The organism is Ruegeria sp. O6 (assembly GCF_056535045.1).
Window position 1 is genome coordinate 153,355 of record NZ_JBQERM010000001.1, and the last position, 25,323, is coordinate 178,677.

Annotated in this window: 20 protein-coding genes; 11 read left to right on the forward strand and 9 right to left on the reverse strand. The window is 57.9% G+C overall.

Going from position 1 to position 25,323, the window contains the following annotated elements; all coding sequences use genetic code 11:
• The first annotated feature begins 6 nt into the window (after nucleotides 1-6).
• The 4 genes from ACR0DY_RS00795 to ACR0DY_RS00810 are packed head-to-tail and all read left to right on the forward strand — an operon-like array spanning nucleotide 7 to nucleotide 5,538.
• Nucleotides 7-2,271: a sensor histidine kinase NtrY-like gene (locus ACR0DY_RS00795; protein WP_480545810.1), complete on the forward strand. Its 2,265-nt coding sequence runs from the start codon at nucleotides 7-9 to the stop codon at nucleotides 2,269-2,271.
• Nucleotides 2,268-3,677 carry a nitrogen assimilation response regulator NtrX gene (gene ntrX / locus ACR0DY_RS00800; RefSeq protein ID WP_480480685.1) on the forward strand — a complete coding sequence of 470 codons (1,410 nt, stop codon included), beginning with the start codon at nucleotides 2,268-2,270 and terminating at the stop codon, nucleotides 3,675-3,677. Before ACR0DY_RS00795 ends, ntrX begins: the two co-directional genes overlap by 4 nt.
• A 42-nt stretch (nucleotides 3,678-3,719) precedes the next feature.
• Nucleotides 3,720-4,313 (forward strand): helix-turn-helix transcriptional regulator, encoded by a 594-nt coding sequence (locus ACR0DY_RS00805; protein ID WP_480485476.1) that lies wholly within the window; start codon nucleotides 3,720-3,722, stop codon nucleotides 4,311-4,313.
• A gap of 43 nt (nucleotides 4,314-4,356) precedes the next feature.
• Nucleotides 4,357-5,538 (forward strand): MFS transporter, encoded by a 1,182-nt coding sequence (locus ACR0DY_RS00810; RefSeq protein WP_480480689.1) that lies wholly within the window; start codon nucleotides 4,357-4,359, stop codon nucleotides 5,536-5,538.
• Between the two features lie 26 nt (nucleotides 5,539-5,564).
• On the opposite strand, the gene ACR0DY_RS00815 is transcribed toward ACR0DY_RS00810, so the two are convergent.
• Nucleotides 5,565-6,044, reverse strand: coding sequence for a hypothetical protein (locus ACR0DY_RS00815; protein WP_480480691.1), 480 nt, complete (start codon nucleotides 6,042-6,044; stop codon nucleotides 5,565-5,567).
• Between the two features lie 96 nt (nucleotides 6,045-6,140).
• Between ACR0DY_RS00815 and trkA the strand changes: the two genes are divergently transcribed.
• The 5 genes from trkA (at nucleotide 6,141) to ACR0DY_RS00840 (ending at nucleotide 11,027) form a co-directional block, all read left to right on the forward strand.
• Nucleotides 6,141-7,517, forward strand: a complete 1,377-nt coding sequence (gene trkA / locus ACR0DY_RS00820; RefSeq protein WP_480545523.1) for a Trk system potassium transporter TrkA — start codon at nucleotides 6,141-6,143, stop codon at nucleotides 7,515-7,517.
• A complete protein-coding gene (locus tag ACR0DY_RS00825) occupies nucleotides 7,517-9,055 on the forward strand; it encodes a TrkH family potassium uptake protein (RefSeq protein WP_480480693.1) in 1,539 nt (512 codons plus the stop codon). The genes trkA and ACR0DY_RS00825 overlap by 1 nt, the downstream gene beginning before the upstream one ends.
• A 132-nt stretch (nucleotides 9,056-9,187) precedes the next feature.
• Entirely contained in the window at nucleotides 9,188-9,427 is a 240-nt protein-coding gene (hfq, locus tag ACR0DY_RS00830) for an RNA chaperone Hfq (protein WP_005982826.1), read from the forward strand.
• Nucleotides 9,427-10,698, forward strand: a complete 1,272-nt coding sequence (gene hflX, locus ACR0DY_RS00835) for a GTPase HflX (protein ID WP_480545525.1) — start codon at nucleotides 9,427-9,429, stop codon at nucleotides 10,696-10,698. Before hfq ends, hflX begins: the two co-directional genes overlap by 1 nt.
• A 20-nt stretch (nucleotides 10,699-10,718) precedes the next feature.
• Nucleotides 10,719-11,027: a putative quinol monooxygenase gene (locus ACR0DY_RS00840; protein WP_480480697.1), complete on the forward strand. Its 309-nt coding sequence runs from the start codon at nucleotides 10,719-10,721 to the stop codon at nucleotides 11,025-11,027.
• A 1-nt stretch (nucleotide 11,028) separates the two neighbouring features.
• Here ACR0DY_RS00840 and ACR0DY_RS00845 read toward each other — a convergent pair whose 3' ends face one another.
• The 4 genes from ACR0DY_RS00845 to hemB all read right to left on the reverse strand — a co-directional run bounded on the left by ACR0DY_RS00845 (nucleotide 11,029) and on the right by hemB (nucleotide 15,875).
• Nucleotides 11,029-11,424: a nuclear transport factor 2 family protein gene (locus tag ACR0DY_RS00845; protein WP_480480699.1), complete on the reverse strand. Its 396-nt coding sequence runs from the start codon at nucleotides 11,422-11,424 to the stop codon at nucleotides 11,029-11,031.
• Between the two features lie 108 nt (nucleotides 11,425-11,532).
• Nucleotides 11,533-13,995: a penicillin acylase family protein gene (locus tag ACR0DY_RS00850; RefSeq protein WP_480480701.1), complete on the reverse strand. Its 2,463-nt coding sequence runs from the start codon at nucleotides 13,993-13,995 to the stop codon at nucleotides 11,533-11,535.
• Between the two features lie 165 nt (nucleotides 13,996-14,160).
• Complete coding sequence (locus ACR0DY_RS00855) at nucleotides 14,161-14,733, reverse strand: lipid-binding SYLF domain-containing protein (protein ID WP_480480703.1); 573 nt, start codon at nucleotides 14,731-14,733, stop codon at nucleotides 14,161-14,163.
• A gap of 143 nt (nucleotides 14,734-14,876) precedes the next feature.
• Nucleotides 14,877-15,875, reverse strand: a complete 999-nt coding sequence (hemB, locus tag ACR0DY_RS00860; RefSeq protein ID WP_480480705.1) for a porphobilinogen synthase — start codon at nucleotides 15,873-15,875, stop codon at nucleotides 14,877-14,879.
• 119 nt (nucleotides 15,876-15,994) lie between these two features.
• On the opposite strand from hemB, the gene ACR0DY_RS00865 reads away from it, so the two are divergent.
• Entirely contained in the window at nucleotides 15,995-16,519 is a 525-nt protein-coding gene (locus tag ACR0DY_RS00865) for a component of SufBCD complex (protein ID WP_480481661.1), read from the forward strand.
• A gap of 21 nt (nucleotides 16,520-16,540) precedes the next feature.
• Nucleotides 16,541-19,999 (forward strand): transcription-repair coupling factor, encoded by a 3,459-nt coding sequence (gene mfd / locus ACR0DY_RS00870; RefSeq protein WP_480480707.1) that lies wholly within the window; start codon nucleotides 16,541-16,543, stop codon nucleotides 19,997-19,999.
• A gap of 145 nt (nucleotides 20,000-20,144) precedes the next feature.
• Here mfd and ACR0DY_RS00875 read toward each other — a convergent pair whose 3' ends face one another.
• From ACR0DY_RS00875 to ACR0DY_RS00890, 4 genes are all read right to left on the reverse strand, one after another.
• A complete protein-coding gene (locus ACR0DY_RS00875; protein ID WP_480480709.1) occupies nucleotides 20,145-21,803 on the reverse strand; it encodes a hypothetical protein in 1,659 nt (552 codons plus the stop codon).
• A 58-nt stretch (nucleotides 21,804-21,861) separates the two neighbouring features.
• Nucleotides 21,862-23,070 (reverse strand): multidrug effflux MFS transporter, encoded by a 1,209-nt coding sequence (locus ACR0DY_RS00880; RefSeq protein WP_480480711.1) that lies wholly within the window; start codon nucleotides 23,068-23,070, stop codon nucleotides 21,862-21,864.
• A gap of 76 nt (nucleotides 23,071-23,146) precedes the next feature.
• Nucleotides 23,147-23,806: a DsbA family oxidoreductase gene (locus ACR0DY_RS00885; RefSeq protein WP_480897681.1), complete on the reverse strand. Its 660-nt coding sequence runs from the start codon at nucleotides 23,804-23,806 to the stop codon at nucleotides 23,147-23,149.
• Entirely contained in the window at nucleotides 23,803-25,320 is a 1,518-nt protein-coding gene (locus ACR0DY_RS00890; protein WP_480545529.1) for a class I adenylate-forming enzyme family protein, read from the reverse strand. The genes ACR0DY_RS00885 and ACR0DY_RS00890 overlap by 4 nt, the downstream gene beginning before the upstream one ends.
• Nucleotides 25,321-25,323 lie beyond the last annotated feature (3 nt).

The following is a 25,323-nucleotide window of genomic DNA, read 5'->3' on the forward strand; positions in this document are numbered from 1 at the left end:
AGCGGGATGATCCCATCGATTGGTCGATGGCGTAAATCACGGAAACTGCGCAACTTCGGCACCTTTGGGCTGGTCCTCTTGGGGCCTGTTCTGGCGCTTGCCACATATCTTGTCATTGGTCCCTTTGACCTAGGTGCGACCGCGCCGACATTGCGGCTGATTCTGCTGGCCGATCTTGTCTATGTTTTGGTCGTTGCGGCTTTGGTGCTCAGTCAGTTGGGCAGCCTGATTGCGGCCAGACGGGCCAAGTCGGCGGGCTCGCGCCTGCATTTGCGCCTGATTGGGGCGTTTACGCTGCTTGCGCTGGTTCCGACCGTTACGGTCGCCATTTTTGCCGGCCTGACCGTGAATATCGGCCTGGAAGGCTGGTTTTCGGATCGCGTGCGCCAGGTTGTCGGGTCTTCCCTGACAGCAGCAGAGGCTTATGAGCAGGAACATCGCAGCGGTCTGACGCAGGACGCTACGGTTCTGGCGCGGTTCCTGAACAATGCACGTTCGGTGGAGTTCTACATTTCTGATGCCGAACTCCGCGAGGTTCTGGCGCAGGGGCAGGCCCGGATTCAGCGCGGATTGCGCGAGGCCTATGTCATCGACGGCACGGGCGAAATCCGGTCGCGCGGGGATCGATCCTATCTGTTCAACTACGAGGCGCCTACAGCGGAACAGATGACCGAAGCGGCAGATAAGGGGCTGCTGATCATTGCCGACTGGCCGAATAATGAATTCCGTGCGCTGGTGCCGCTTACCGCTTATCTGGACCGTTACCTGTATGTCAGCCGCGAGGTGGATGGGCAGTTGTTGACACTGCTGGATGACACCAAGGAAACGGCACAGTTTTATCAACAATTAGAGAGTGAACGGGGCAGGGTACTGTTCGAGTTCGGCCTGCTGTATCTCGGCTTTGCGCTGATCCTGATCCTGGCTGCGATGTCGCTGGGGATGTGGTTTGCCGAACGCCTGTCGCGCCCGGTAGGACGTTTGACCACGGCGGCGCAGCGGGTCGGCGCCGGAGACTTGAGCGTTCAGGTGATCGAAGAGGCCAGCGACGACGAAATCGCGATGTTGGGCCGATATTTCAACCAGATGACCCGACAACTCAAGGGGCAGCGGGACACGCTGCTGGAAAACACCCAGCAAATCGAAAGCAGGCGTCGCCTGTTTGATTCCGTGCTCAGTTCGGTCACGTCCGGTGTTGTCGGCGTGGATCCCGATGGATGCGTTACCTTCGTCAACCGTTCGGCTGAACGCTTGCTGGACTGGTCGCGGGGCGAAGAACACCTGGCTATCGGCATTGCGGTTCCCGAGTTTCTGCCTTTGTTTGAGAGCCTCAAGGACAGCGGGCAAGAAGCTGTTCAGGGTGAGGTTAAGGTCACACGTAAGGGGCAGCTTGAAAACCTGCTGGTTCGCATGGCTATCCGTCGTGGAGAGGATGGCGGGCTGGAAGGTTATGTGGTTGCCTTTGACGATGTAACCGATCTGGTCAGCGCGCAGCGAATGGCGGCGTGGGGTGACGTGGCCCGCCGCATTGCACATGAAATCAAGAACCCATTGACGCCGATCCAGCTCAGCGCAGAGCGCATCAAGCGCAAGTTCGCCCGCAAACTGGATGAGGAAGACAGCGGCAGCCTTGAATCGATGACCGGCGTCATCGTGCGGCAAACCAATGACCTGCGGCGTATCGTGGATGAGTTTTCCAAGTTCGCGCGGATGCCCGAGCCCGTTCGACGGGAGGAAGACCTTGTCGAACTGGTGCGCGAAGCCGTACTTTTGCAACAGGCGGGACAGCCGGACGTACAGATTGATGCCGACCTGCCGCAGCAGCCGATCATGGCGGATGTAGATGCGACCATGCTTAATCAAGCGTTGACGAACCTGATTAAGAATGCCGGAGAAGCCATTGCAACTCTGAAAGAAAAAGGGGCCCCGGAAAACCTGGTGCCGCAGATCAAGGTGGCGGTTTCAAGCGATGATGCGGGTACAATCATCACCATTGCAGACAATGGGATAGGTCTGCCGGAAGACCGGGCGCGTTTGTTTGAACCTTATGTAACGACACGCGACGAAGGGACCGGGTTGGGTCTTCCGATCGTCAAGAAAATCATAGAAGAGCATGGCGGCGCGCTGACCCTTGAGGACGCGCCCGTATTTGACGGACAGGACCATTTTGGCGCAATGGCTGTGATCCGTTTGCCTGGGGCAAGTATGTCCCCAACCGTTGCGCCGCAGAAGCAGGCAATTAGAACCAACAAACTGAAAGCAGGCCAAAGATGAGCGACATTCTGATCGTAGATGACGAGCGCGATATTCGCGAGCTGGTGTCCGACATTCTGGAGGACGAAGGCTATTCAACCCGGCTGGCAGCCAACTCGGACGAGTGCATGGCGTCGATCAATTCCGAACCGCCGGGTCTGTTGATCCTGGATATCTGGCTGAAAGACAGCCGCATGGACGGGATTGATATCCTCAAGACGGTAAAGCGCGATAACCCGGATGTGCCGGTGGTGATTATTTCGGGCCACGGCAATATCGAAATCGCTGTAGCGGCTATCAAACAGGGTGCTTACGACTTTATCGAGAAACCGTTTAACATTGACCAGTTGATGGTGGTGATCCGCCGCGCGATGGAGACGTCTCGTCTGCGGCGCGAGAACGCGTCGCTGAAGCGGAAAGAGGTCAACAACTCGGACATGATCGGCAAATCCGCGTCGTTCCGGGCCATGCAGGGGCAGTTGGACAAGGTGACCAAATCAAACGGTCGCGTCATGCTGCGTGGACCTGCGGGTTCGGGCAAGGAAATTGCTGCGCGTTATATCCATGCCCACTCCAACCGTGCGAACGCTCCGTTCGTGACCGTCAACTGTGCCGGGATTGAGCCTGAGCGTGTGGAAGAAGTTCTGTTTGGCCGGGAATCGGCCGAACGCGGTGTGGAATCCGGATTGCTGGAAGAAGCCCATGGCGGCGTGGTCTATTTTGATGAAGTTTCCGACATGCCTTTGGGCACACAGTCCAAAATCCTGCGGGTGCTGGTGGATCAGCAATTCCAGCGCGTGGGTGGCTCGGACAAGGTGCGCGTGGATCTTCGGGTGATCTCATCGACCAACAAGGATCTGGATGATGAAATCGCCGCCGAGCGTTTCCGGGAAGAGCTGTATCACCGTCTGAATGTGGTTCCGATCTCCGTTCCCTCACTCGAGGACCGGCGCGAGGATATACCGGTACTGGCCCAGCACTTCATCGAAATGTGCAACGAAACCCAAGGGTTGCCTATGCGGGAGCTGTCGGACGAGGCGGTCGCTTTGCTGCAGACAATGACCTGGCCGGGTAACGTGCGCCAGTTGAAGAACCTGATCGAACGTGTTTTGATTCTGGGCGACGGCACCGGCCCGATTGAGGCGCGCGAGCTGCCCAATGAAGAAGACAAGGCCGAAGAGTCGGGCCGCGTTGTCTTGTCGGGTGCGCTGGCCACTTTGCCGCTGCGCGAGGCCCGCGAAGCGTTCGAGCGGGAATATCTGCTGACCCAGATCAACCGCTTTGGCGGCAATATCAGCCGCACCGCCAGCTTTGTCGGCATGGAACGCAGTGCGCTGCATCGCAAGTTAAAGTCGCTGGGTGTTGTGACCTCGAACAAATCTGGTGCGCGGGTCGCGCAAATCGACGAACCCGAACCGGCAGAGTGAGTCTGGGGGCATAGTTCACGGGCAGACGGATGTGAGGAACTGATGGCGAGAACGGTGAACTCTGATCTGTCTGGCCGGTTCGTCGAAGGCTACCCGGCTTTTGGCAGGCGGTTAAAGCGACTTCGACGGTCGATCGGATTGAAACAAGCTGCGCTGGCCGAGGTTCTGCAGGTCGATCAGACCACGGTTTCCAGATGGGAGAACGGGGTTCAGCTTCCAACGCCTGATCAACAACACTCGGTGTTTGCTGCGCTGGCTCCTTTCAGGGCGGATGACAACGCGCTAAGACGGCTTGTCGTGAACTCGGCAGACTGCATCCATCTGGTTGAGGAGGCCAGCCACCTGTGCCTGGCCTATTCCCGCAGGCGGGCGCGGGACTGGAAAACCACCCAACGGGCACTGCTTGGCGTGTCCCTCTGGCAATTTGCGACGGACGAAATCCGTCAGGCTGAGGCCGAGCTACAGGACGAGGGATGGTGGGATTTGCAAGCGCCCAACCCCAAGTCGTTTGTAACCTCCGAAGCGCGGCACGACCGTATCCGGATCAGTGCCGGACAGATCACCTGGGAACGGTTGTACCTGTCGGATGGAACGCCGGTCCGGCTGGTCAGTGGGGCACGGTCGGGACGCGCATAATTTATGCGTATTCCTGTGCGGTCGGGTGCAGTAGAACCGGCTTATGCCCCATCCATTACGCATCTTGTTACAGGTTTTGTTGCTTTGGCTTGCCGGGCTAGGTGCGGCGACCCAATTCGCCAAGATTGCGGTTCCTTTTGCTCAGGTCGCAGCCCTCTATCCTGCGCACGCGGACAAGATTGGCTGGCTTTTGTCAGTCATCAGCCTGATTGGCGCGATTCTTGGTGCATTGTCCGGCGCGATAGCCGGGCGGGTTGGGCCTGTCCGGTTGCTGATGTTTGGCTTGACCCTTGGCGGGGCGGTGTCCCTGTTTCAGGCCAGTATCCCCGGTTTGGGCCTGATGCTGGTCAGCCGCGTTGTCGAAGGGGTCTCTCATCTGGCTATCGTTGTCGCAGCACCAACACTGATTGCGCAAATCACGATTGGAAAATGGCGCAACGCGGCAATGGTTTTGTGGAGCAGTTTCTTTGGTGTCGCCTTTGCCCTGAACGCATGGCTTGGGCTTCCCTTGATCGCTCAGGTCGGGCTGCCGGTTTATTTTGCTACCCATGGCGCGCTGATGTTTCTGATCGCCGTCCTGATCGTATCTTTCCGTCCCAACAGTGCATCGGATTTGGTAAACAATCCCTTTTGGAGCGTGCGAATACTGATTGACATACACGTACAGACCTATCGCTCTGCGTTTGTGTCCGCTCCGGCGCTCGGGTGGTTCTTTTACACGCTGACCTTTGTCTCGTTGCTGGCCATTCTTCCGGGAAGATTGCCGGACGATGTCAGTGCGATGATTGCTGGTCTGATGCCGTTGGCCGGGATCGTGATTTCCTGGCTTACCGTCCCGGTTTTGCTGAGCGTTTGTTCTGGTGTTTTTGTTATTAACCTCGGTTTCGGGCTGTCTATCCTTACGATAGGCGCCCTGTTTCTTGGTGCCCCGTTGCCCGTTGTCTGCGTTGCGCTTTTTGCGGTGCTGGGGCTTGTTCAGGGCGGCAGCTTTGCGGCGGTGCCGCAGTTGAACTCGACACCCGAAAACCAGGCGCTGAGCTATGGTGCCATGGCGCAGATGGGGAATGCGGGTAACCTTTTGGGCACACCTGTTTTGCTTGCAATACTGTGGCGTACTAGTGAAGCGGGCATGTTGATTGCCGTGGTCGGGTTCTATGCTGTTGCCATGGCGCTTCATCTGTGGCTTGCCGCGCGGCGCAAACGCGCTTCAACCGGACTGGAATGATCAATCGCGCGGTACCGTGGTTCTTCTTATCCGGATTGCCCCGGTGTGATGATCTGAAACGACCCGTCATCGAACTTCACAAAACATGAGGCACTGTTGAGGGGCGGCAACGTCGTTGTTCGCGCCAGTGGCACTCGCGATTTCACATTTTGCTTGCAGGGCGGCAAGCTGACAGGGCGAAATCCCTTTTCGGCCATGCATTGCGCCTCGACCGTGTTTCGCAGGCCCTGGTTCACATCGACGGTATATACCCTGCCGGGTTGCCACCAGCCTGGGGATTGATAGCAACGACCTCTGCCGTCACAATATGTGCGCCCGGGCCAATAAGTCGGCGGGCTTTGGCGGATCTGATTGGCAACCGGCACCTCTTTAACCGCCCTAAGCTGGCACTGGGTGGTCTCTTTTTGCAGACGTGATACGGTTTCACCCTCGCGATAGTAAAGCGAGAGCGGCCCGCACGAGGACAGCACCATCAGAGGCACGAGCATAGGAAACAGCGTTTTCATATGCTTATCTTGCCGCAGCTGATCGGCGATGACAATTCAATTGACCGCTTTGGGGCCATCTGTCATTCAATCCTTTCAGGCAGAAGGGCCAGAAACATGAAGGTCATTATTTGCGGCGCGGGTCAGGTCGGTTGGCAGATTGCGCGGCACCTTTCGGGTGAATTGAACGACGTCACCATTGTCGACAACAATCCCGATCTGGTACGGCGGGCGACCGAAACGCTGGATGTGCAGGGGATCGCCGGGTTTGCAAGTTACCCCGATGTGCTTGAAAGGGCAGGCGCGCGCGATGCGGACATGATCATCGCTGCGACCCATTCGGATGAGGTGAACATGGTCACCTGCCAGATGGCGCATTCGGTCTTTTCGATCCAGCGCAAGATCGCGCGACTGCGGTCGAAATCATATCTTGAGGCGATCCACTCGGACCTTTACCGGCGCGATCATCTGCCGATTGATGTGGTGATCAGCCCCGAACGCGAAGTTGCCGCTGCTGCGATGCGCCGCCTGTCGGCCCCGTCCGCCTTTGACACCGAGATTTTCATGGACGGCAAGGCGCAGCTTTTGGGTATTCGCGTGGATGAAGACTGCCCGATCGTGAACACACCTTTGCGGCAACTGACCGATTTGTTCTCAACGCTCAGTTCGATCGTAGTGGGGGTGCGTCGCGATGGCACGCTGTTTGCACCAGAATCCGAGGATCAGCTGTTTGTGGGCGACGAATGCTACGTCTTTACCAATGTAAAAGACGTGGATCGCACTATGGAGGTGTTTGGCAAGACCCAAAAGCGTCAGGATCGTGTGGTGATCGTGGGCGGGGGCAATGTCGGGCTTGAAGTGGCGCGAACTCTGGAAGAACAAAAAAGCCGCGTGCGCGCCAAAATCGTCGAGCGGGATCGCCGATGCGCCGAGATCGCCGCCGAGGCGCTGGAACGAACGATTGTGCTGCACGGTGATGGCCTTGATGCCAGTTTGTTGAGCGAAGCCGGTATCGACAGAGCGGATGCAATGCTGGCGGTTACGGATGACGACCGCACGAACATGCTGGCCGCTGTACGCGCCAAGGCCGAGGGTTGTGCCCTGGCGATCGCTTTGATCAATGATCCCAGTATGGTGGCCCTGATGGGACCTTTGGGGATTGATGCGTATATCAATCCGCGGGCAACCACCGTCAGTTCGATCTTGCGCCACATCCGTCATGGCCGGGTGCGACAGGTCTACTCGATCGGAGATGCTGAGGCCGAAGTGATCGAGGCTGAGGTTCTTTCAACCTCTCCCATGGCGGGTCAAAAGCTGCGCGATATCGATTTTCCCGAGGGCGTACTGGTGGGGGCCGTGCGCAAAGGAGATGAGGTTATGCGACCGACGGGCAGCCTCAGGATCGATGAAAAGGATGTCGTCGCGATCTTTGCCATGGCCAACGACGTGCCTGAGGTCGAACGCCTGATGCAGGTTTCAATCGATTTCTTCTGATGGCGCATGCGGGGATACAACAGATCGGGCTATTGCGGCGGTTGCCGCTGTTTCTTCTGATCTGGGCTATTGCGTCACTGGCCATGTGGATTCCGGCAGTTTACGCGCTGGCGCTGGATGATCACGATACATCGCGGTCGTTTTTGTACTCCGGTATCATAGGGTTGTTTCTGGTCGTCAGTGTCGCACTGGCCTCGTCCAACCGTGTGCCAAGGCGCGGAACTTTGGGACAATTGGCGGTGATGCTTGCATGTTTCACCATTCTGCCTGTCTTTCTTGCGATTCCATTTCACGATGCGCTGGGAACGACCACATTCCTGAACGCCTATTTTGACATGGTCAGTGCCCTGACAACCACGGGGGCGGATCTGTTTCCGGATCCAGACCGCCTGACGGCCCCGCTGCACCTGTGGCGCGCCTTGGTTGGATGGATGGGCGGTTTGCTGATGTGGATTGCCGCCGCGGCAATCCTTGCGCCTTTGTCGCTGGGTGGGTTCGAGGTCACGGCCCGCGGTCAGCCGGGTCGCCCGGTATCGGGTGTTGCGCAAAGCGAACGCGTTGATCCGCGCGGTCGACTGATCCGTGTGGCAAAGGGACTGACCCCGGTCTATGCCGGGTTGACGGCTGTGATCTGGATCCTTCTTCTGATCGCAGGCGAAACCGGACTGACAGCCGTTTGCCACGCAATGTCGGTCATGGCGACGTCCGGAATTTCTCCGGTGGGCGGCATGGAAGGCGCGCAGGCGGGCTTCACGGGTGAGGCGATCTTGTTTTTGTTCCTATTCTTTGCCCTTTCGCGCCTGACATTTTCGACCGACACGGCGACATCCGGTTATTCCCGACTGGATACGGACCCGGAGTTTCGCATTGGCCTGATGATTGTTCTGGCCGTTGCGGCGTTATTGTTCTTTCGCGTTATTGCTGGTGTTACGGAAATCGGTGGGCAAATCGAGCCTTTACAGGCATTGCAGGTCATTTGGGGTATGCTGTTCACCGTTCTGGCCTTTCTGACAACCGCCGGGTTTGAAAGCGCAAACTGGGATGATGCGCAGCAATTATCTGGTCTGGGAACGCCCGGATTGTTGCTGATGGGGCTGGCCCTGATCGGTGGAGGGGTTGCGACCACGGCTGGCGGCGTGAAACTGCTGCGGGTTTTTGCCCTGTACTTGAACGGTGCGCGCGAGATCGACCGGTTGATCTATCCCTCATCCGTCAGCGGGGTTGGAGGTGGCAACCGACGCATTCAAAGGGACGGCGCGTTTATCGCCTGGATCTTTCTGATGCTCTTTGCGCTGACACTGGCGGTGTTCAACCTTTTGCTGGCCGCAATGGGGGCTGGGTTCGAACAGGCCATGGTGCTCAGCGTCGCAACGCTCAGCACGACGGGTCCGCTGATTGAATTGGCCACTGATGTTCCAATCCGGTTGATCGACCTGTCCGCAGGGGCCAAGCTGACGCTGTGCGCGGCGATGGTCATTGGCCGGCTCGAGACGCTTGCGATCATCGCCCTGATCACCCCTTCGCTGTGGCGGGATTGAACCGGTTGGATCCCGTCGTCTTTAGTGCTTAATTTTTCGTCTGGAATATCTTACCGCGGCACTCCATACTCACCGGGAGGGAGCGCGTTGGTCCGCAACGCGTAGCAAGAACAATGGCGAGATTATCATAATATGGCTTCGGACAGACAGAATCTTCAGGATGCTTTCCTGAACAATGTACGGAAAGCTAAGGTTCCGGTTACAATTTTCCTGATCAATGGCGTGAAATTGCAGGGTGTGATCACCTGGTTCGACAATTTCTGTGTATTGTTGCGCCGCGACGGACAGTCGCAGCTGGTGTACAAGCACGCGATTTCAACCATCATGCCATCACAGCCGATCAACCTGTATGAGGGCGAAGACGCCTCTTGATGGAACATGACCGGACGCGCACCCGGGCCTGGGTGCTGCATCCCGAAATCAAATCAGATGAACAGCGCCGCGTTCCCGAACCCGCGCTGGCCGAGGCGGTTGCGCTGGCCGCCGCTTTGCCCGATCTGGATGTGATCGGGTCTGAAATCGTACGCCTGCAACGCGCCCAACCCGGCTATTTGTTTGGCAGTGGCAAGATCGAAGAACTGGGTGAGCGGCTTCGTGAAAACGAGGTTGAGCTGGTTCTGATCGATGGACCGGTAACACCGGTTCAGCAGCGCAATCTGGAAAAGGCATGGAAGGTCAAGATCCTCGACCGGACCGGGCTGATCCTTGAGATTTTCAGCGACCGCGCACGTACCCGTGAAGGGGTGTTGCAGGTCGAAATGGCTGCGCTCAGCTATCAGCGGACACGGCTGGTGCGGGCCTGGACCCACCTTGAACGTCAGCGTGGCGGTTTGGGATTTGTCGGCGGACCCGGCGAGACCCAGATCGAAGCCGACCGCCGCGCCATTGACGAACAACTGGTGCGTTTGCGTCGCCAACTGCAGAAAGTGGTCAAGACCCGCACGTTGCACCGTGCCGCGCGGGCCAAGGTGCCATATCCAATCGTTGCGTTGGTTGGATATACCAATGCCGGGAAATCTACTCTGTTCAATCGGCTGACCGGGGCCGAAGTGTTGGCCAAGGACATGCTGTTTGCCACGCTGGACCCTACCATGCGCCGCGTGCAACTGCCCGATGGCCCGGAAGTGATCCTGTCGGATACGGTGGGTTTTATCTCGAACCTGCCGACCGAGCTTGTGGCGTCTTTTCGGGCCACGCTTGAAGAGGTGTTGGGTGCTGATCTGATTGTTCACGTGCGCGATATCAGCCATGAAGAAACCGAAGCACAGGCGCAGGATGTCGAAGCAATCCTGACCTCGCTTGGTGTCGACGAAGAACGCCCCCGACTTGAGGTTTGGAACAAGACTGACTTGCTGAGCACGGAAGAAAAAGACGCGGTGTTGGCGAGGGCGGATCGCGATCCGGCCATATTTGCCATTTCGGCAGTTACCGGCGAAGGCGTGACCCCTTTACTGTCCGAGATTGCAGCAATTCTGCAAGGGGCCCGGCACGAGGTTGTTCTGAACCTGACCTTTGCGGAAGGGAACAAGCGGGCGTGGTTGTTCCGGCAGGATGTTGTACAATCCGAAGAGCAGACCGAAGAAGGGTTCCGTATCACGGTCCTTTGGACAGATAAGCAGGCCGCCCAATTCGACACACTATAGATACAGTGAAATTGCGGAAGATGGCTGATACAATGGATCAAAGAGTATTCCTGACCGGATTTATTGATGTCCCGGCGGACCGCCTTGAAGATGTGCGCGCCGCTCTGCCCACGCATATTGCCCTCACAAAGGCGGAAGAGGGTTGCCTGTCGTTCGACGTTGTCGAGGATCAGATCACACCCGGACGGTTCACTGTTTCAGAGGTTTTTGTGAATCAGCAGGCCTTTGATGCGCATCAGCAGCGGACGAAGGCATCCGAGTGGTTTCTGATTACACAGGGAATACCGCGAAGTTACACAATTGAAACCGCAAGCGACCGTCTGGACTAGATTATCGCCCGTCTATCTGTCGCTGATAGTCATCAGGGTCGAACCAACCCAAGGATGACTGAACTAGATTGTCGGGTGTCAATTCCCATTCTTCCCAACCGCGCGCAACGACATGATTACCAGTCTGTGAGTGGTGCCCTTCCAGCGTCCAGACAAATAGGGCATGAGATCCGGCCCATCGCATCATGTCGCATCGCACCTCCAGATCAGGAAAATCGGCGTAGAAACCCCGGGCCATATCGGCAATCGCTGCGCGCCCTTCGATCGGGTCACCTCTGTTGATTGTAATCCGTCCGTCCAGCGCGAAAAAGCTGGCGACGGCATCTGCGTCACCTGAACTCCAGGCAATTGCGTAATCCCGGGCAAGGTTGTTCAGAGTATCCCGAATGCTGGCCATAGTTTCCCCCTGGTCCGAAACAGTTCGCCCGGTGATGGTAGGCGAAACTGCCGCATGGCGTCCACGGTCCGGACAAAAAGGGGCGGGGAGTCGCCGAAACCCTGATGCTTAACGTGGGATCAGATTGGTCACTCCGACAGCAGCGGCGCGGGCAAGGTCAAGGTCCAGCGACATGGGAATATACTCGCCACGCCGCCACAGCTGCGCCTGATCGTCGTAATAGCGCGACAGGAAATGGCCCGATTGGCCGGTAGCCGTGATAAAGACCGAACTGTTGGGATCAGCAAAGTCATACACACCGCGATACCCCGCCCCGTGCACGTTCTGAAACGGGTCGAGCCCTTCGCCCGACGTGCGCCCGCGCAGCAAGGTGTTGTCACCGCCACTGGTCGATTGGCGAATGTTCACAAAATACCGAAGTATCGGCACGTTCCCCAGAACCGGGTGATCGTGGGTTGCCTGATGGGCATCACCCCAGCGTAAGGATTCCAGTGCGCTACCGTAACGTTCAGTGATCCAGATCAGCGCATCATCCAGCGCAAGTCGAGCCATTTCGGTGCAGGTTTCAACCGGCGCGCTTTGTCGTACATCGCACCAGACACCGGCGCCATCAATGTCACGATAGACCCGTTCGATGAACAGGGGCTCGACATGTTTGAATTCGCTGGCCAGCGGCCCAAGCTCGTCCGAAATCAGGCGGATCTGAAGCGCCCGCACCCAGGCTGCATAGATCAGCGGTTCGGGCAGGTGCTCGTTCATCTCGCCGTTCCAGTCCGCCAGCAGCGACAGCGCAATCTGGCGCTGTCGTTCGGGCGTCCCTTCAGGGGCCGAGGCACCGGTGTACCAAAGGTCAGCACCGATCAGCGGCAGCAGAGAGCGCGCGGTGAAACTGACCGTATCCAGTTGCGCCTCAATGAAACTGTCGCGGGTATGCACCTCACGCGATTGCATCAGGCGTTCCCAGCGATGTACGCGCTGAGTGTCACCCCACTCGTAGGACACATGATCCGGGAACGGGCGGTCGATGATCTTGTTGTTGGTGTTGCCCAGAACGCCACCGGCTGGGGCCACGAATTCCGGGTTGTTGGCGTAGGGCAGGCGGCCTTGCCAGCGGTTTGCTTCGATCCAGCCGGGTGTCGGAATGCGTCCGCGGCTTTGGTTTTGCAGATCACGCCGGGGCATGGCGCCAATCAGTTTCATCCCTATTGTCGTTTTGTCGACCAGTGACAGGTTTTGCGAGGGCGCAATGAATTGCCGGGCCACGGTTACGGCGTCCTGCACGTTGTCCGCGTTCATCAGGGCCATGGACGCCGTCATCGAAGTGTCTTGCGGGCTGAGCGCCGTCCAGGACAAAGACGCAACATGGCCCGGCGGTGTGATGGTTTCCAGCTTGTAATCCGTACCGGGCAACACTGGCCCGTTTTCAGTCCAGCGCAGCGTCAGTGTAACCGGAGCTTCCCCTTTGATTTCAATGATCGAAGGACGGGTCTGGAATTCCTTATAGCCATCCGGGGTCAGGTATTCTTCGGGGTTTTCCGGGTTCAGCTGCTCAATATGAATGTCCTGATCGTCAAGATAGGATGACGTCACCCCCCAACCCAACCGGTCACTGCGGCCGGTCATGATTGCGGGAATACCTGGGATCGAGGCCCCAATGACGCTTCCCTTTGCCAGACCAAGATGCGCCAGATACCACACGCCGGGTGCTGTGAAGCCCAGATGTGGGTCGTTGGCCAGCAACGTCCCACCGCTTGCCGAGCGCGAAGGCGCAGCAGTCCAGGCGTTTGATGCCCCCGCCAGCCCGCGTTTGGGAAGGGGTGACAGAGGCGTTTCAGGAAAACTCGTACCAGCGGCATAGCGCGGAAGGTTGGGAAACAGCGAAGCGTATTCAGGCAGCGCAGCAATGCCGGGGCCGGGAACATCGGGCAGAATGTCTGCCAGTCTGTCAGGATTGCTCAGCATCAAAGACGTACGCGCGCGCAGAACCTCGTCTGTCAGGTGACCGGACAGTTGCAGTGCCATAAGTTTGATCACGGCAATACTGTCGCCCGGTTGCCAGGGTGAGACGGGGGCATTGAACAGGAACATTTCAGGCGCGCCGCGCCCCAATGCCTCGTCGTTGATCTCGGTCAGGCGTGCGTTGACCCCGGCCGCATAAGCACGAAGGGCGGCCTTAGTATAGTCGTCCTGTACCTCAACCGAGCGATGGGCAAGGCCGTACAGATCCAACCGGCGCAGCAGCTTGTCAACGCGCAGGGTGCGCGGTCCAAAGATCTCGGACAAGCGACCCTGTGCAGTGCGGCGCATGACCGTCATCTGCCACAACCGATCCTGCGCGTGGGCATATCCAAGACCGAAAAACACATCCGGGTCATTTTGGGCCAGAATGTGCGGCACATTGGCGGTGTCGCGCACGATCTCGACCGGAGCGGTCAACCCGTTGACTTCGAGCGTCTGGTCATAATCCGGCAGGGATTGGCTGGCCAGAAAATAGACAAGGCCCATTGCAGCGAGGATCAGCATGATCAGACCCGACACGATGCGCACCAGCCAGCGGAAAACAAGACCCATTACTGCCCCAAATTCTAGTACATGAAGGTTGCGCGGAGATTAGTGGATGGCGGGTCCAACCGAAAGAGGAACGCGGCAAGAACCTGTGCGGAAAGGATGAAAACAAACACCCCACCGCAGCATTCCGCCGTGATGGGGTTTGTCAGAAGAAGTGGGAAGCCCGAATTATGGAATAATGCGGGTATATTTCGTGCCTTCCACGGTCGCACCGATCTGAAGCCCAGCCTGTCCGAAGATGGCAGCCAGAACGGGCGTGCGCAGTGTCGTTGTGTCTGTCGACAGGGAATCGCCCTGATCGCTGACCACATAGCCAATATCCGCTCCGGCTGTCCAACCACTGGAGCGACGGAAGTCGTTCAGGGCGTCTTCGGTCATGAAAAACAGAACATGCGCATATTGCTGCGCACCGATCTGTAGCCCGGCCGTGCCCTTGACGGCCGAGTAAAAGTCAACTGTTGCACCGTTGATGCGCAGCGCGCCGCGACCGTAACCGCCACCGAACACGAAACCGGCTTCGGTAATCAGCGGCATGACCAGCATGCCGTTGGCCTTGTTCGCAATCTCAACCGTATTGGGATAGCGGCTGTACATCTCGGTCAGGGTGGCGTCGACACGGGCGTCGATTGTTGCTGCGTTGGAATTGCCGACACCGTTGCCGCAGGCGGCGGTCAAGCTCAGACCTGCCATGCCCAAGGCAAAGCCGCGACGATTCAGTCGGGGGGAGTTGGAACTGCTCATGGTTTTATATCTCTGTAACTGTGCCTGATATGCCGGGTGATCCCGGTCTTGGCGGCAAGGATACGCCGATCAGGGCGATGTGTCACGGGAAAGCTGCCCGATCGGGCAATCTTATCGGCGAAATATCGCGAAACTTGCGGGCTTTATCCCTGCAGGATGCGCGCAACCTGAGGAGAGAAATAGGTCAGAATTCCATCGCAACCGGCGCGTTTGAAGGCCAGAAGGCTTTCCAGCATCACCTTCTCGCCATCGATCCAGCCGTTCTGGGCTGCGGCCTGGATCATCGCGTATTCGCCCGATACCTGATAGGCATATGTCGGCGCACCGAAACTGTCTTTCACGCGGCGGCAGATATCCAGATAAGGCATGCCCGGCTTGATCATCACCATATCCGCGCCTTCGGTCAGATCGCGTTCGATCAGGCGCAAAGCCTCGTCCGAGTTTGCAGGGTCCATCTGGTATGTCTTCTTGTCGCCCGTCAGGGCCCCCGATGCGCCGACCGCGTCGCGGAAGGGTCCGTAAAACGCACTGGCATATTTTGCGGCATAGCTGAGGATCATCACGTTGTGATAGCCTGCACCTTCCAGCGCGCGACGCATTTCCCCGATCCGGCCATCCATCATGTCCGACGGGCCGATGATATCCGCACCGGCGTCGGCCTGTGCCAGCGTCATCTTTACCAGTGCCTCGACGGTCTGGTCGTTGACGATTTCGCCGTCAACGACATATCCGTCGTGACCGTTGATGTTATACGGGTCAAGCGCCACATCCGTCATTACGGCAATGTCCGGAGCCGCTGCCTTGATTGCCCGGATGGCCCGGTTTGACAGGTTGTCGGGGTTCCATGCCTCGGCGCAGTCTTCGGTTTTCAGTGCCGGGTCGGTGTAGGGAAAGATGCAAATCGCAGGAATCCCAAGGGCCTTGGCCTCGACCGCCGCTTTGGCAATCAGGTCAACCGATCTGCGAACCACACCAGGCATCGAGGGCACGGGCTCTTCAATGCCTTCGCCATCGCGTACGAAAACCGGCCAGATCAGGTCATCCGTTGTCAGAGTGTTCTCACGCACCAGCGCACGAATTGCCTGTGATTGACGGGCGCGGCGAAAGCGGGTCATGGGAAATGGGGCAATGGTCGGTTTCATGGCGCGTTCTCCTTGAACATTCGTGCATTGGGTGGCATGAATTCACAAAGGTCTCAAGGGTATCAATGGACGCGCGCCTAGATGGAACCCCCCTGAGTAGTGTGAATAAAGGGTTGGGTTTGGACTGGTACTCTTCGATCTTTGAACTCATCGACATGCGCAGCTTTTCGAATCTGTGGTTCTGGATCGTACTGGCGGTACTCTGGTCGTCGGCCAGCCACTGGGTGATGGGCATCCCATATGATCTGGTTGTCCGTGCCCGCCGGATCGGAGGTCAGGTCGAAACCGATCTGCTCGACATCGTTCGCATCCATACAAATCGGATTCTGCTGATTGTCGAGATGTCTGGCACCATCCTTTTGGCGTTTGGGTGTTTTCTGTTTACCGGGATGGCCACGCTTGGGTTCTATTATGACGTCGAATTCGCGCAGGCCCTGTTTTTACTTTTGTTCCCAATGACCTTGGTGCTTTTGATCAATATCGTGCATGCAAGGCGTCTTCGGCGGCAGGAATTGACGCTTGAAACTGTCTCAAAAACAATTTCCCGCTGCCGACTGTATACCCAGATCATTGGCATGATCTCGATACTGGTCACTTCGTTCTGGGGCATGTATCAGAACCTTTCGATTGGCGTTCTGGGATAGAAGATTCTGAAAGGCGAGGCGATGAAGGCTCCGAACCACGTGACAGTTGGCGGCGCCCCCGAAGGGTTTGACGCGCAGCTGGTGCTGAACGAGATTGCCCGCAGCAAGGGGCCGGTGGCCCATGTCGCACGCGATGACAAGCGGATGGAAGCGATGCGTTCCGCACTGGCGTTCTTTGCGCCTCAGATGCCTGTCTTTGTGTTTCCGGGCTGGGATTGCCTTCCTTATGATCGGGTCTCGCCCAATGCGGATATCTCGGCGGCGCGCGTCGCCACACTGGCGGCGCTGGTTCACCAGATGCCCCAACAGTATGTATTGCTGACCACGCTGAACGCCGCGACCCAACGCGTCCCGGCACGAGAGGTTTTGCGAGAGGCGGCGTTTACTGCCCGAGTTGGCCATCGCATAGATGAAACCGCTCTGCGAAACTTTCTGGTGCGTATGGGGTTCACACAAAGTCCAACGGTGATGGAACCCGGCGATTACGCCATCCGTGGCGGCATTATCGACATCTTCCCTCCGGGAGAGACGGGCCCGGTTCGGCTGGACCTGTTCGGTGACGTTCTGGACGGTGCGCGACGCTTTGATCCGGCGTCCCAGCGAACAACCGAAAAGCTGGACATCGTTGAACTTGCACCGGTGTCCGAAGTCATCCTGGACGAGGCCGCCATAACCCGGTTCCGTCAGAACTATCGCATCGAGTTTGGTGCCGCCGGTACAGATGACCCATTGTATGAGGCCGTAAGCGCGGGCCGCAAACATCAGGGGATCGAACATTGGCTGCCGTTCTTCCACGAAAAACTTGAGACGTTATTCGACTATTTGCCGGATGCGGTGATCACTGTCGATGATCAGGTGACGCCCGCGCGTCTGGCGCGTTGGGATACGATTGCCGATCAGTACGAAACCCGGCGACTGGCGCTGGAAAACCGATCCCGTATGGACACGGTCTATAAACCCACACCTCCGGGGTTGTTGTATCTTGACGATACCGCCTGGGAGGCGGCGGTCGCGGATCGTCGGGTTTTGCAGTTCAGCCCGCTGCCGCAAGCCTCTGGCCCCGGTGTCATAGACGCGGGCGGACGTATCGGACGCAACTTTGCACCGGAACGCCAGCAGGAAAGCATCAGCTTGTTCGGTGCTTTGGCCAGTCACATCACTGCAAAGCTCGACAAAGGACCGGTGCTGATCGCCTCATATTCCGATGGCGCGCGGGAACGCCTGACCGGCCTGATCGAAGACGAAGGGTTGGCCGAGGCGATACATGTGGCCAATGGCACCCGCATTGGAAAACGCGGCTTGCACCTTGCCGTCTGGGCGTTGGAGCATGGGTTCGAAACTCCTGATTTAGCGGTGATCGCTGAACAGGATGTGCTGGGCGACAGGCTGATCCGTCAGCCCAAAAAACGCCGCAAGGCCGAGAACTTTCTGACCGAAACCCAATCGCTCAGCCCCGGTGATCTGGTTGTACACGTGGATCACGGCATAGGTCGTTACATGGGCATGGAGGTCGTCACCGCAGCCGGTGCTGCCCATGAATGCCTGTTGCTGGAATATGCCGAGCGGGCAAAGCTGTACCTGCCGGTCGAAAACATAGAATTGCTGTCGAAATACGGACATGACGAAGGTCTGCTGGACCGTTTGGGCGGCGGCGCGTGGCAGGCAAAGAAGGCCAAGCTGAAAGAGCGCATCCGCGAGATGGCCGATAAGCTGATCCTCATCGCCGCTGAACGCGCGCTGCGCAAAGCCCCGGTCATGGATCCGCCGCCCCACGCGTGGGAGGAATTCAGCGCGCGATTCCCGTATCAGGAAACCGAAGACCAGTTGCGGGCGATCTCGGATGTAATGGAAGATATCCATTCCGGCGCACCAATGGATCGTCTGATCTGCGGTGACGTCGGCTTTGGCAAGACCGAGGTTGCCATGCGTGCCGCATTTGTCGCAGCCATGTCGGGCGTTCAGGTTGCGGTTGTAGCGCCCACCACCCTGCTGGCCCGCCAGCATGCCGCGAGTTTCAGGGAACGCTTTCGGGGGTTCCCGCTGGAGGTGCGGCAATTGTCACGCTTTGTTTCGGCGAAAGAAGCCCAAAAAACCCGTGACGGGCTGGCCCGCGGGACAGTGGACATCGTGATCGGAACGCACGCGCTTTTGGCCAAGAACATACGGTTCAACAATCTGGGGCTTCTGATCATTGACGAGGAACAGCATTTTGGCGTGGGTCATAAGGAACGGCTGAAACAGCTGCGCTCAGACATTCACGTGCTGACCCTGACCGCGACACCGATCCCGCGAACGCTGCAACTGTCGTTGACCGGCGTGCGCGACCTGTCGATTATCGGAACACCTCCAATCGACCGACTGGCAATCCGCACCTATGTCAGCGAGTTTGATGCAGTCACAATCCGAGAAGCGCTGCTGCGTGAACACTATCGTGGGGGGCAAAGTTTCTATGTTGTACCGCGCATCTCGGACCTGCCTGAGATCGAAGAATTTCTGAAAGATCAACTGCCTGAGCTCACTTACGTGGTTGCCCATGGCCAGATGGCAGCGGGTGAGCTCGATGATCGGATGAACGCGTTTTATGACGGCAAGTACGATGTGCTGCTGGCCACAACAATCGTCGAAAGCGGGTTGGACATCCCGACCGCAAACACGATGGTCGTGCACCGTGCGGACATGTTTGGCCTTGCCCAGCTCTATCAGATCCGGGGGCGCGTTGGGCGCTCGAAAACCCGTGCTTATGCTTACCTGACCACCAAACCGCGCCAGAAACTGACTGCTGCCGCCGAAAAACGCCTGCGTGTTCTGGGCTCGCTGGACACGTTGGGTGCCGGCTTTACTTTGGCCTCGCAGGATCTGGACATACGTGGTGCGGGCAACCTGTTGGGTGAAGAACAATCCGGCCAGATGCGCGATGTCGGCTATGAGCTTTACCAATCCATGCTGGAAGAGGCGATTGCCAAGATCAAAGCCGGCGAGATGGAGGGGCTGTCGGATGCAGACGATCAATGGGCCCCGCAGATCAATCTGGGTGTGCCGGTTCTGATCCCCGAGAACTATGTGCCAGATCTGGATGTGCGCCTGGGGCTCTATCGCCGCCTGTCATCGCTGTCGACAAAGGTCGAACTGGAAGGCTTTGCTGCGGAATTGATTGACCGTTTTGGCAAATTGCCGAAGGAGGTGAATACCTTGATGCTGGTTGTGCGGATCAAGGCCATGTGTAAACGCGCAGGGATCGCAAAGCTCGACGGCGGACCGAAAGGCGCGACCATCCAGTTTCACAATGACAAATTCGCTTCGCCGCAGGGACTGGTTGAGTTCATTCAAAATCAACGCGGTATGGCCAAGGTCAAAGACAACAAGATCGTCGTGCGCCGGGACTGGAAAAAAGACAGCGACAAGATTAAAGGGGCTTTTGCAATTGCCCGCGATCTTGCTGAAAAAGTGGTCGCCGCGCAGAAAAAGGTTAAAGCAGGTTGAGATGTGGGAGGGGGCTCTGCCCCCGCTGCGCGTTCCGCGCATCTCCCCCGGGATATTTACGGCCAGATGAAGAAGCGGATCCCTGCTTCATCTGGCTAAAAATATCCCCGCCGGAGGCATCGTGTGTCAGCACGATCAAGACATTTTAGCTACGCATTGCCGCCTGCGCACAGAAGCAGGACGCAGCTACCATTCGGTCGGCGCGGGCCAACGCCTGGTCGAGCCGCTGTTTGATCTGCAGGACTTCGACCTGTTCGCTGCGTGCCTTGAGGCAATCGTAAAGGCCCTTCAAACTCCATACGTTGTCAGGATGTATCGAGGCGCGACTTAGCGTGCCGCCCAAACCCAGATCTTCACGATAGACGTTTTCAGCTTCGGACAGCCGTCCTTGTTCGAAAAGAAGCGCCCCAAGCGCGTGGCGGGTCGGCTGCATCCATCCCCAGGGTTCGTCATAGGGCAAGGTATCGTCCAACTCGACCGAGCGGCGCAGATGGGCAAAAGCGATTTCAAAGTTGCCCTTGCGGTACTCGATCTCACCGCGCAGCATTTCCCGCGCAATTTCCAGCAGGTCAATCACACGGTTGTTGTGCAGCCTGCGTGTTTCCGGAACGCATTCCTTGGCAGCAAGGAACAGATTTTCTTCGGCCTCGGCATTGGCGATATCACCGGTTGCTGCATGAGCGATGGCGCGCGCGTAGTGCGTTGTGGCGGTCAGAGTGCGGAACAGGTCAGGATCTGAGGGCAGTTTCAGTGTCTTAGCCTCGTCCCAGCGGCCAAACCGGATCAGGATGTGAGGGCCCATGGACATGTAGCTTTCGAAGTAATCGGCCATCGGGGGACTTTCGACGCGCAGCAATTCTTCGGGCGTTGTATCCCACAATCCCTGATTTGCACGTAGGGCGGGTTCGATCTGTCCAAGAAAAAGCGCACCGTAGATGGCAAAGTGATAATTGTGCTGGCGATAGCCTGTGTAGATGTTGAACGCGCCTTCGCGCTCGTAATATTTCAGGTCGGCTTCCGAGGCTTTTTCGTTCCAGTGTACAACGTTGTGATAGTGTCCGCAAAGCACATCGATATGCGTCGGCATATGTACCAAGTGGCCTGCATCCGGAACCAATGTGCGCAGGACATCCCCTGCTTTCAGGGCTTTCTCTGGTGTTGGAGACATTTCCATCAGATGAACATAGAGGTGCAGCAGGCCTGGGTGAGACATCGCAGACGGATCGTTTGCCATGGCCCATTCAAGCGCATCCTGCGCTTCCTTCGTTGCCGCGCCCTGGGCGGGTTGGCCCGTTTTCAGATCCCACATCTGCCATGGTGTCAGGTTCAGCAGCGCTTCGACATAAATGGTACGCAAGTCGAGGTGGTCCGGGTGTGCCGCAAATGCCGTGCGCATCGCGTCGGCAAAACCGTGGTCCCATTGGTGCATGTCCTCCACCGGACTACGTTGCGGGTAACGCGCAGGTAGGGCCTGAATCAGGGCCTGTTCGACGGCAGTGCACCTTGCCAGCAGACCAAGGGCTTTCTGCATCGCGTCGTAAGACCGTGCCAACGCTTCTTCCCGACCTCTCTCATCCAGCAGGTCCCACGGGAGGTTGTAGTTTGGTCCGGCGGCATACGCGACACCCCAATAGGCCATCGCGCAATTCGGATCATGCTCGGCCGCGCGTTGAAAACAGACCAGCGCCTCTTCGTGATTGTAACCGTATGTCCAGTTTAGGCCACGGTCAAACCACAGCTGAGCTTCGGGACTGGATGTGGAAATCGCGCAGGAATAGCTGCCCAGATCGTAGTAATCGCACATCGCAGTTCCTCCCCTTAAGTTCTGGGTAGGATAGCGTGTTTCACCCGCGATTCACAGGTCAGGCTGGCAGCCGTTCTTCGATGCGACCCATGTGGATCATCAGGCCAAACGCCAGAACGCACATACTCAGGATGCCAATTGTCAAAGGCGCGATGGACCCGTTGAACAGAAGCCCGATCGGCGCGGCGATTGCCGCGGCCAGTACGGTTGAAATCGACCCGACAACCGACGCGGCCATGCCCGCGATGTGGCCCATGGGTTCCATGGCAATGGCATTCAGATTGCCGATGGTTACACCAGCCATGAAAAAGACCATCGTCTGCCAGAAGACAAACAGGGCAAATGACATCGCGGGCGAAAGGTTCGCCATGTTCAGGATGATGACGACAGACGTGATGGCTATCTGCGCGCCGAAGGCGAATGTGACCATCCGGCGCATCCCGACGCGCACCACCAAAGCTGCGTTCAAAAGGCTGGCCGAACCTGACATCAGGGCGACAAATCCGAACCAGAAGGGAAAGCTGTCGGCCCGATCATGGACCACATCATAGACCGGTTGCACCATAGTCAGCATGGTGAACAAGGTCCCCATGCACAAGGTTTGCACGAAGATAGACAAACGCACAGTGGGATGCGCAAACATTTCGTTCACAGCCGCAATCATCAGATGCAGACGGAAGGGGCGGCGGTCCTCGACAGCCAGAGATTCGGGAAGTCGTGTGCTCATCCACAACACGACGATCAGAGCAAACAGGATGAAGGACACGAAGATCCCGCGCCAACCGAAGAGAACGATAACACCAGCGCCCAGCATCGGAGCCGCTGCTGGTACCAACGTAAAGATCATCATGGCAATCGAGATGATGCGTGCCATTTCCCGGCCCGAATACAAGTCACGCGTGATGGCCATCGCCACGACACGTGGCCCGGCAGCGCCCAGACCCTGCACAACACGCGCAATCAGTACCAGTTCCAGCGAAGAACTGGCCCAGGCAACAGCCGAAGCCGCAATGTACAAAAGCGCTCCGCAAAACATCACCGGCTTACGCCCCAGCGCATCCGATAGCGGGCCGGTAAAGAATGTACCGATGCCCATTCCCAGAACGAAGGACGTCAGGATCAGTTGGGCGCGATTGACGTCATCAGGGCTGAGCTGCGCGCCGATTTCGGGCAGGGCGGGCAGCATTGAATCGATCGAAAACGCGATAGTGGCGAACATCATTGCGATCAGCGCAATGAATTCCGCCTTCGACATGCGGTTGGCCATGAAGCACTCCTAACCTGTTCGCGCTATCATGGCGGGTCAGGTTAGACCAGACTGGAAATTCGCACAGACCTCTGTGCTATTCTGCAGGATAAGTGTCAAGTTGAGATATAATCTCACTGATCACTTTCTCCCACATTTCAGGCGGTTGAGCACCCGGAACGGCATGTTGATTGGCAACTATGTAGGTCGGGACCGAGCTGACGCCCATTTCACGAGAATGAGTATCGCGGTTGCGAATATCCTCGCGATCAGCGTCGGATTTCAGCAGCTTCATGACCACCGCAGCATCCATTCCGGCACTGTCTGCGATGTCGGACAGGACCTCGGGGTCGCCGATATCGCGGGCCTGAACGAAGTAGGCATCGAACAGCGCATCGACGACAGCATTCTGTTTGCCTTCGATCCCGGCCCAATGGATCAGGCGATGTGCATCCAGAGTATTGGGTGTGCGTTTCATGCCTTCGAAGTCGATCTTCAGACCGGCGTTTTCAGCGTGTTCAACCACGGGCGCATAAGCACGTAGGGCACCGTCCTTGCCACCGAACTTGCGTTCCAGATATTCGCGACGATCCATACCTGCGTCCGGCATATCAGGGTTCAACTGAAACGGATGCCATTCGATGACAAAAGGGTGCTGGGGCACATTGGCCAATGCTTTGTCCAGATGCGTTTTGCCGATATAGCACCACGGGCAGATCGGATCAGACAGGATGTCGAGCTTGACGGTCTGGGTCATGTGGCTGGTGCCTCGAAATAGGCCGGCAACGCCCGGCGCAGGAGTTTGCCGTTGCCGCCGGTGGGCAGCGCAGACAGGTGGATGAAGGCGCGCGGTTGTTTATAACGTGCCAGATTGGCCTCGACATAGGCGCGCAGGGCCGCATCGTCCAGCTTTTCCGGGCCGGTATAGAAGGCTGCTATCACAAATGTGTCCGGTTTGACCTCGACCGCGGCCGCGCCGACCTGCGTGATACCGGGAAAACGGGACAGGGCGGCTTCGACCTCGACCGGGGATACGCGGTAGCCTCCGGCATTCATCATGTCGTCGTCCCGGCCCAGATAACTGATCTGGCCGTCCACAGCCATTGCCCCTTGATCTCCGGTCAGGAACCATTCGCCTTGCATCCGGATTTCAACTTCATCCGGTGCATTGAGGTAGGTCAGCATCAATCCAGGGTCAGACTGATGAATGGCGATGGTGCCTTCTTGCCCCTGCGGCACCGGGCCGTCCGGGCCCAGAATGGCCACGCGACGGCCCGGTTGCGGGTGCCCCAATGCGTCGCCGCGCGCAGGGTGGGCCGGGCTGGAGGATATGAAGGTCGAGCATTCGGACATACCATAGGCTTCGAACAATTCCGTACCGGTGGCGCTTAGCCATTTCTCGTGCAGTGCGCGCGACAGCTTTTCCCCCGCGCATAAACCGTGGCGCAGGTCAGGTAAGCTGATTTGCTCATACTCTTGCACCAATTTTCGAAAGACCCCCGGTGCCGCCGCAAAGATCGTTGCGCGATGCTGGCGGAGCAGAGCGGGCAGGGCGGAGATGTCCGTGCCCGGTTCCGGGATCAAGGCGGTTGCGCCGATGGTCCACGGGTCCATCAGACCGGTGCCAAGTGTATAGGTCCAGTTGAACGCTCCGGCGTGACACAGCCGATCGGACGCGCGCAGACCATACCAACCATCAACCATCATCTGCCGCGCCCAGATTGCCCGATGGGCGTGGGCCACGGCACGCGGACTGCCCGAGGTTCCCGAGGTGTAGACGACATATGCCATGCGCTCGGGGTCGCCCAGGTCATAGCTGGCGGGTGGAATTTCGCGCATGGCCTTTAATGCATCCAACTCGATCTGTCTGGGATGAGGCGCGCATGAGACAGCGGGATCACGAAGAACCGCAGCCGGGGACAGATCGTCGATCATTCTGGCGGTTTCGGGTTCCGTCAGTTGCGACGAAGTCGGCACCGGAATGATACCCACTGAAATCGCGCCCAGATAGGCAATCGGGAAATCCACCGTATTGCCGAGCCGCATCAGAACGGTATCGCCGGGTGTCAGACCTGATTGCAGCAACCCCGCGCCTGTGCCCAACACGGCAGATTGCAGGTCGCGATAGGTCCAGTCCTGCGCGCCGTGGGGCATTAGTACCGACAACGCCACTTTGTCAGGGACCTGATCGGCACGGCCAAGGACATGCGCCGCCAGATTGAACGGTGCGGGGCAGGGCGCGGGCGCCCCCTGATCGAAGACAGATAACATGGC

Excerpts from the sequence above, each read along its gene's own strand:
- ACR0DY_RS00795 (WP_480545810.1), top strand. The coding sequence starts at position 7 with ATGATCCCATCGATTGGTCGATGGCGTAAATCACGGAAACTGCGCAAC.
- ntrX (WP_480480685.1), top strand. The coding sequence starts at position 2,268 with ATGAGCGACATTCTGATCGTAGATGACGAGCGCGATATTCGCGAGCTG.
- ACR0DY_RS00805 (WP_480485476.1), top strand. The coding sequence starts at position 3,720 with ATGGCGAGAACGGTGAACTCTGATCTGTCTGGCCGGTTCGTCGAAGGC.
- ACR0DY_RS00810 (WP_480480689.1), top strand. The coding sequence starts at position 4,357 with ATGCCCCATCCATTACGCATCTTGTTACAGGTTTTGTTGCTTTGGCTT.
- ACR0DY_RS00815 (WP_480480691.1), bottom strand. The coding sequence starts at position 6,044 with ATGAAAACGCTGTTTCCTATGCTCGTGCCTCTGATGGTGCTGTCCTCG.
- trkA (WP_480545523.1), top strand. The coding sequence starts at position 6,141 with ATGAAGGTCATTATTTGCGGCGCGGGTCAGGTCGGTTGGCAGATTGCG.
- ACR0DY_RS00825 (WP_480480693.1), top strand. The coding sequence starts at position 7,517 with ATGGCGCATGCGGGGATACAACAGATCGGGCTATTGCGGCGGTTGCCG.
- hfq (WP_005982826.1), top strand. The coding sequence starts at position 9,188 with ATGGCTTCGGACAGACAGAATCTTCAGGATGCTTTCCTGAACAATGTA.
- hflX (WP_480545525.1), top strand. The coding sequence starts at position 9,427 with ATGGAACATGACCGGACGCGCACCCGGGCCTGGGTGCTGCATCCCGAA.
- ACR0DY_RS00840 (WP_480480697.1), top strand. The coding sequence starts at position 10,719 with ATGGCTGATACAATGGATCAAAGAGTATTCCTGACCGGATTTATTGAT.
- ACR0DY_RS00845 (WP_480480699.1), bottom strand. The coding sequence starts at position 11,424 with ATGGCCAGCATTCGGGATACTCTGAACAACCTTGCCCGGGATTACGCA.
- ACR0DY_RS00850 (WP_480480701.1), bottom strand. The coding sequence starts at position 13,995 with ATGGGTCTTGTTTTCCGCTGGCTGGTGCGCATCGTGTCGGGTCTGATC.
- ACR0DY_RS00855 (WP_480480703.1), bottom strand. The coding sequence starts at position 14,733 with ATGAGCAGTTCCAACTCCCCCCGACTGAATCGTCGCGGCTTTGCCTTG.
- hemB (WP_480480705.1), bottom strand. The coding sequence starts at position 15,875 with ATGAAACCGACCATTGCCCCATTTCCCATGACCCGCTTTCGCCGCGCC.
- mfd (WP_480480707.1), top strand. The coding sequence starts at position 16,541 with ATGAAGGCTCCGAACCACGTGACAGTTGGCGGCGCCCCCGAAGGGTTT.
- ACR0DY_RS00875 (WP_480480709.1), bottom strand. The coding sequence starts at position 21,803 with ATGTGCGATTACTACGATCTGGGCAGCTATTCCTGCGCGATTTCCACA.
- ACR0DY_RS00880 (WP_480480711.1), bottom strand. The coding sequence starts at position 23,070 with ATGGCCAACCGCATGTCGAAGGCGGAATTCATTGCGCTGATCGCAATG.
- ACR0DY_RS00885 (WP_480897681.1), bottom strand. The coding sequence starts at position 23,806 with ATGACCCAGACCGTCAAGCTCGACATCCTGTCTGATCCGATCTGCCCG.
- ACR0DY_RS00890 (WP_480545529.1), bottom strand. The coding sequence starts at position 25,320 with ATGTTATCTGTCTTCGATCAGGGGGCGCCCGCGCCCTGCCCCGCACCG.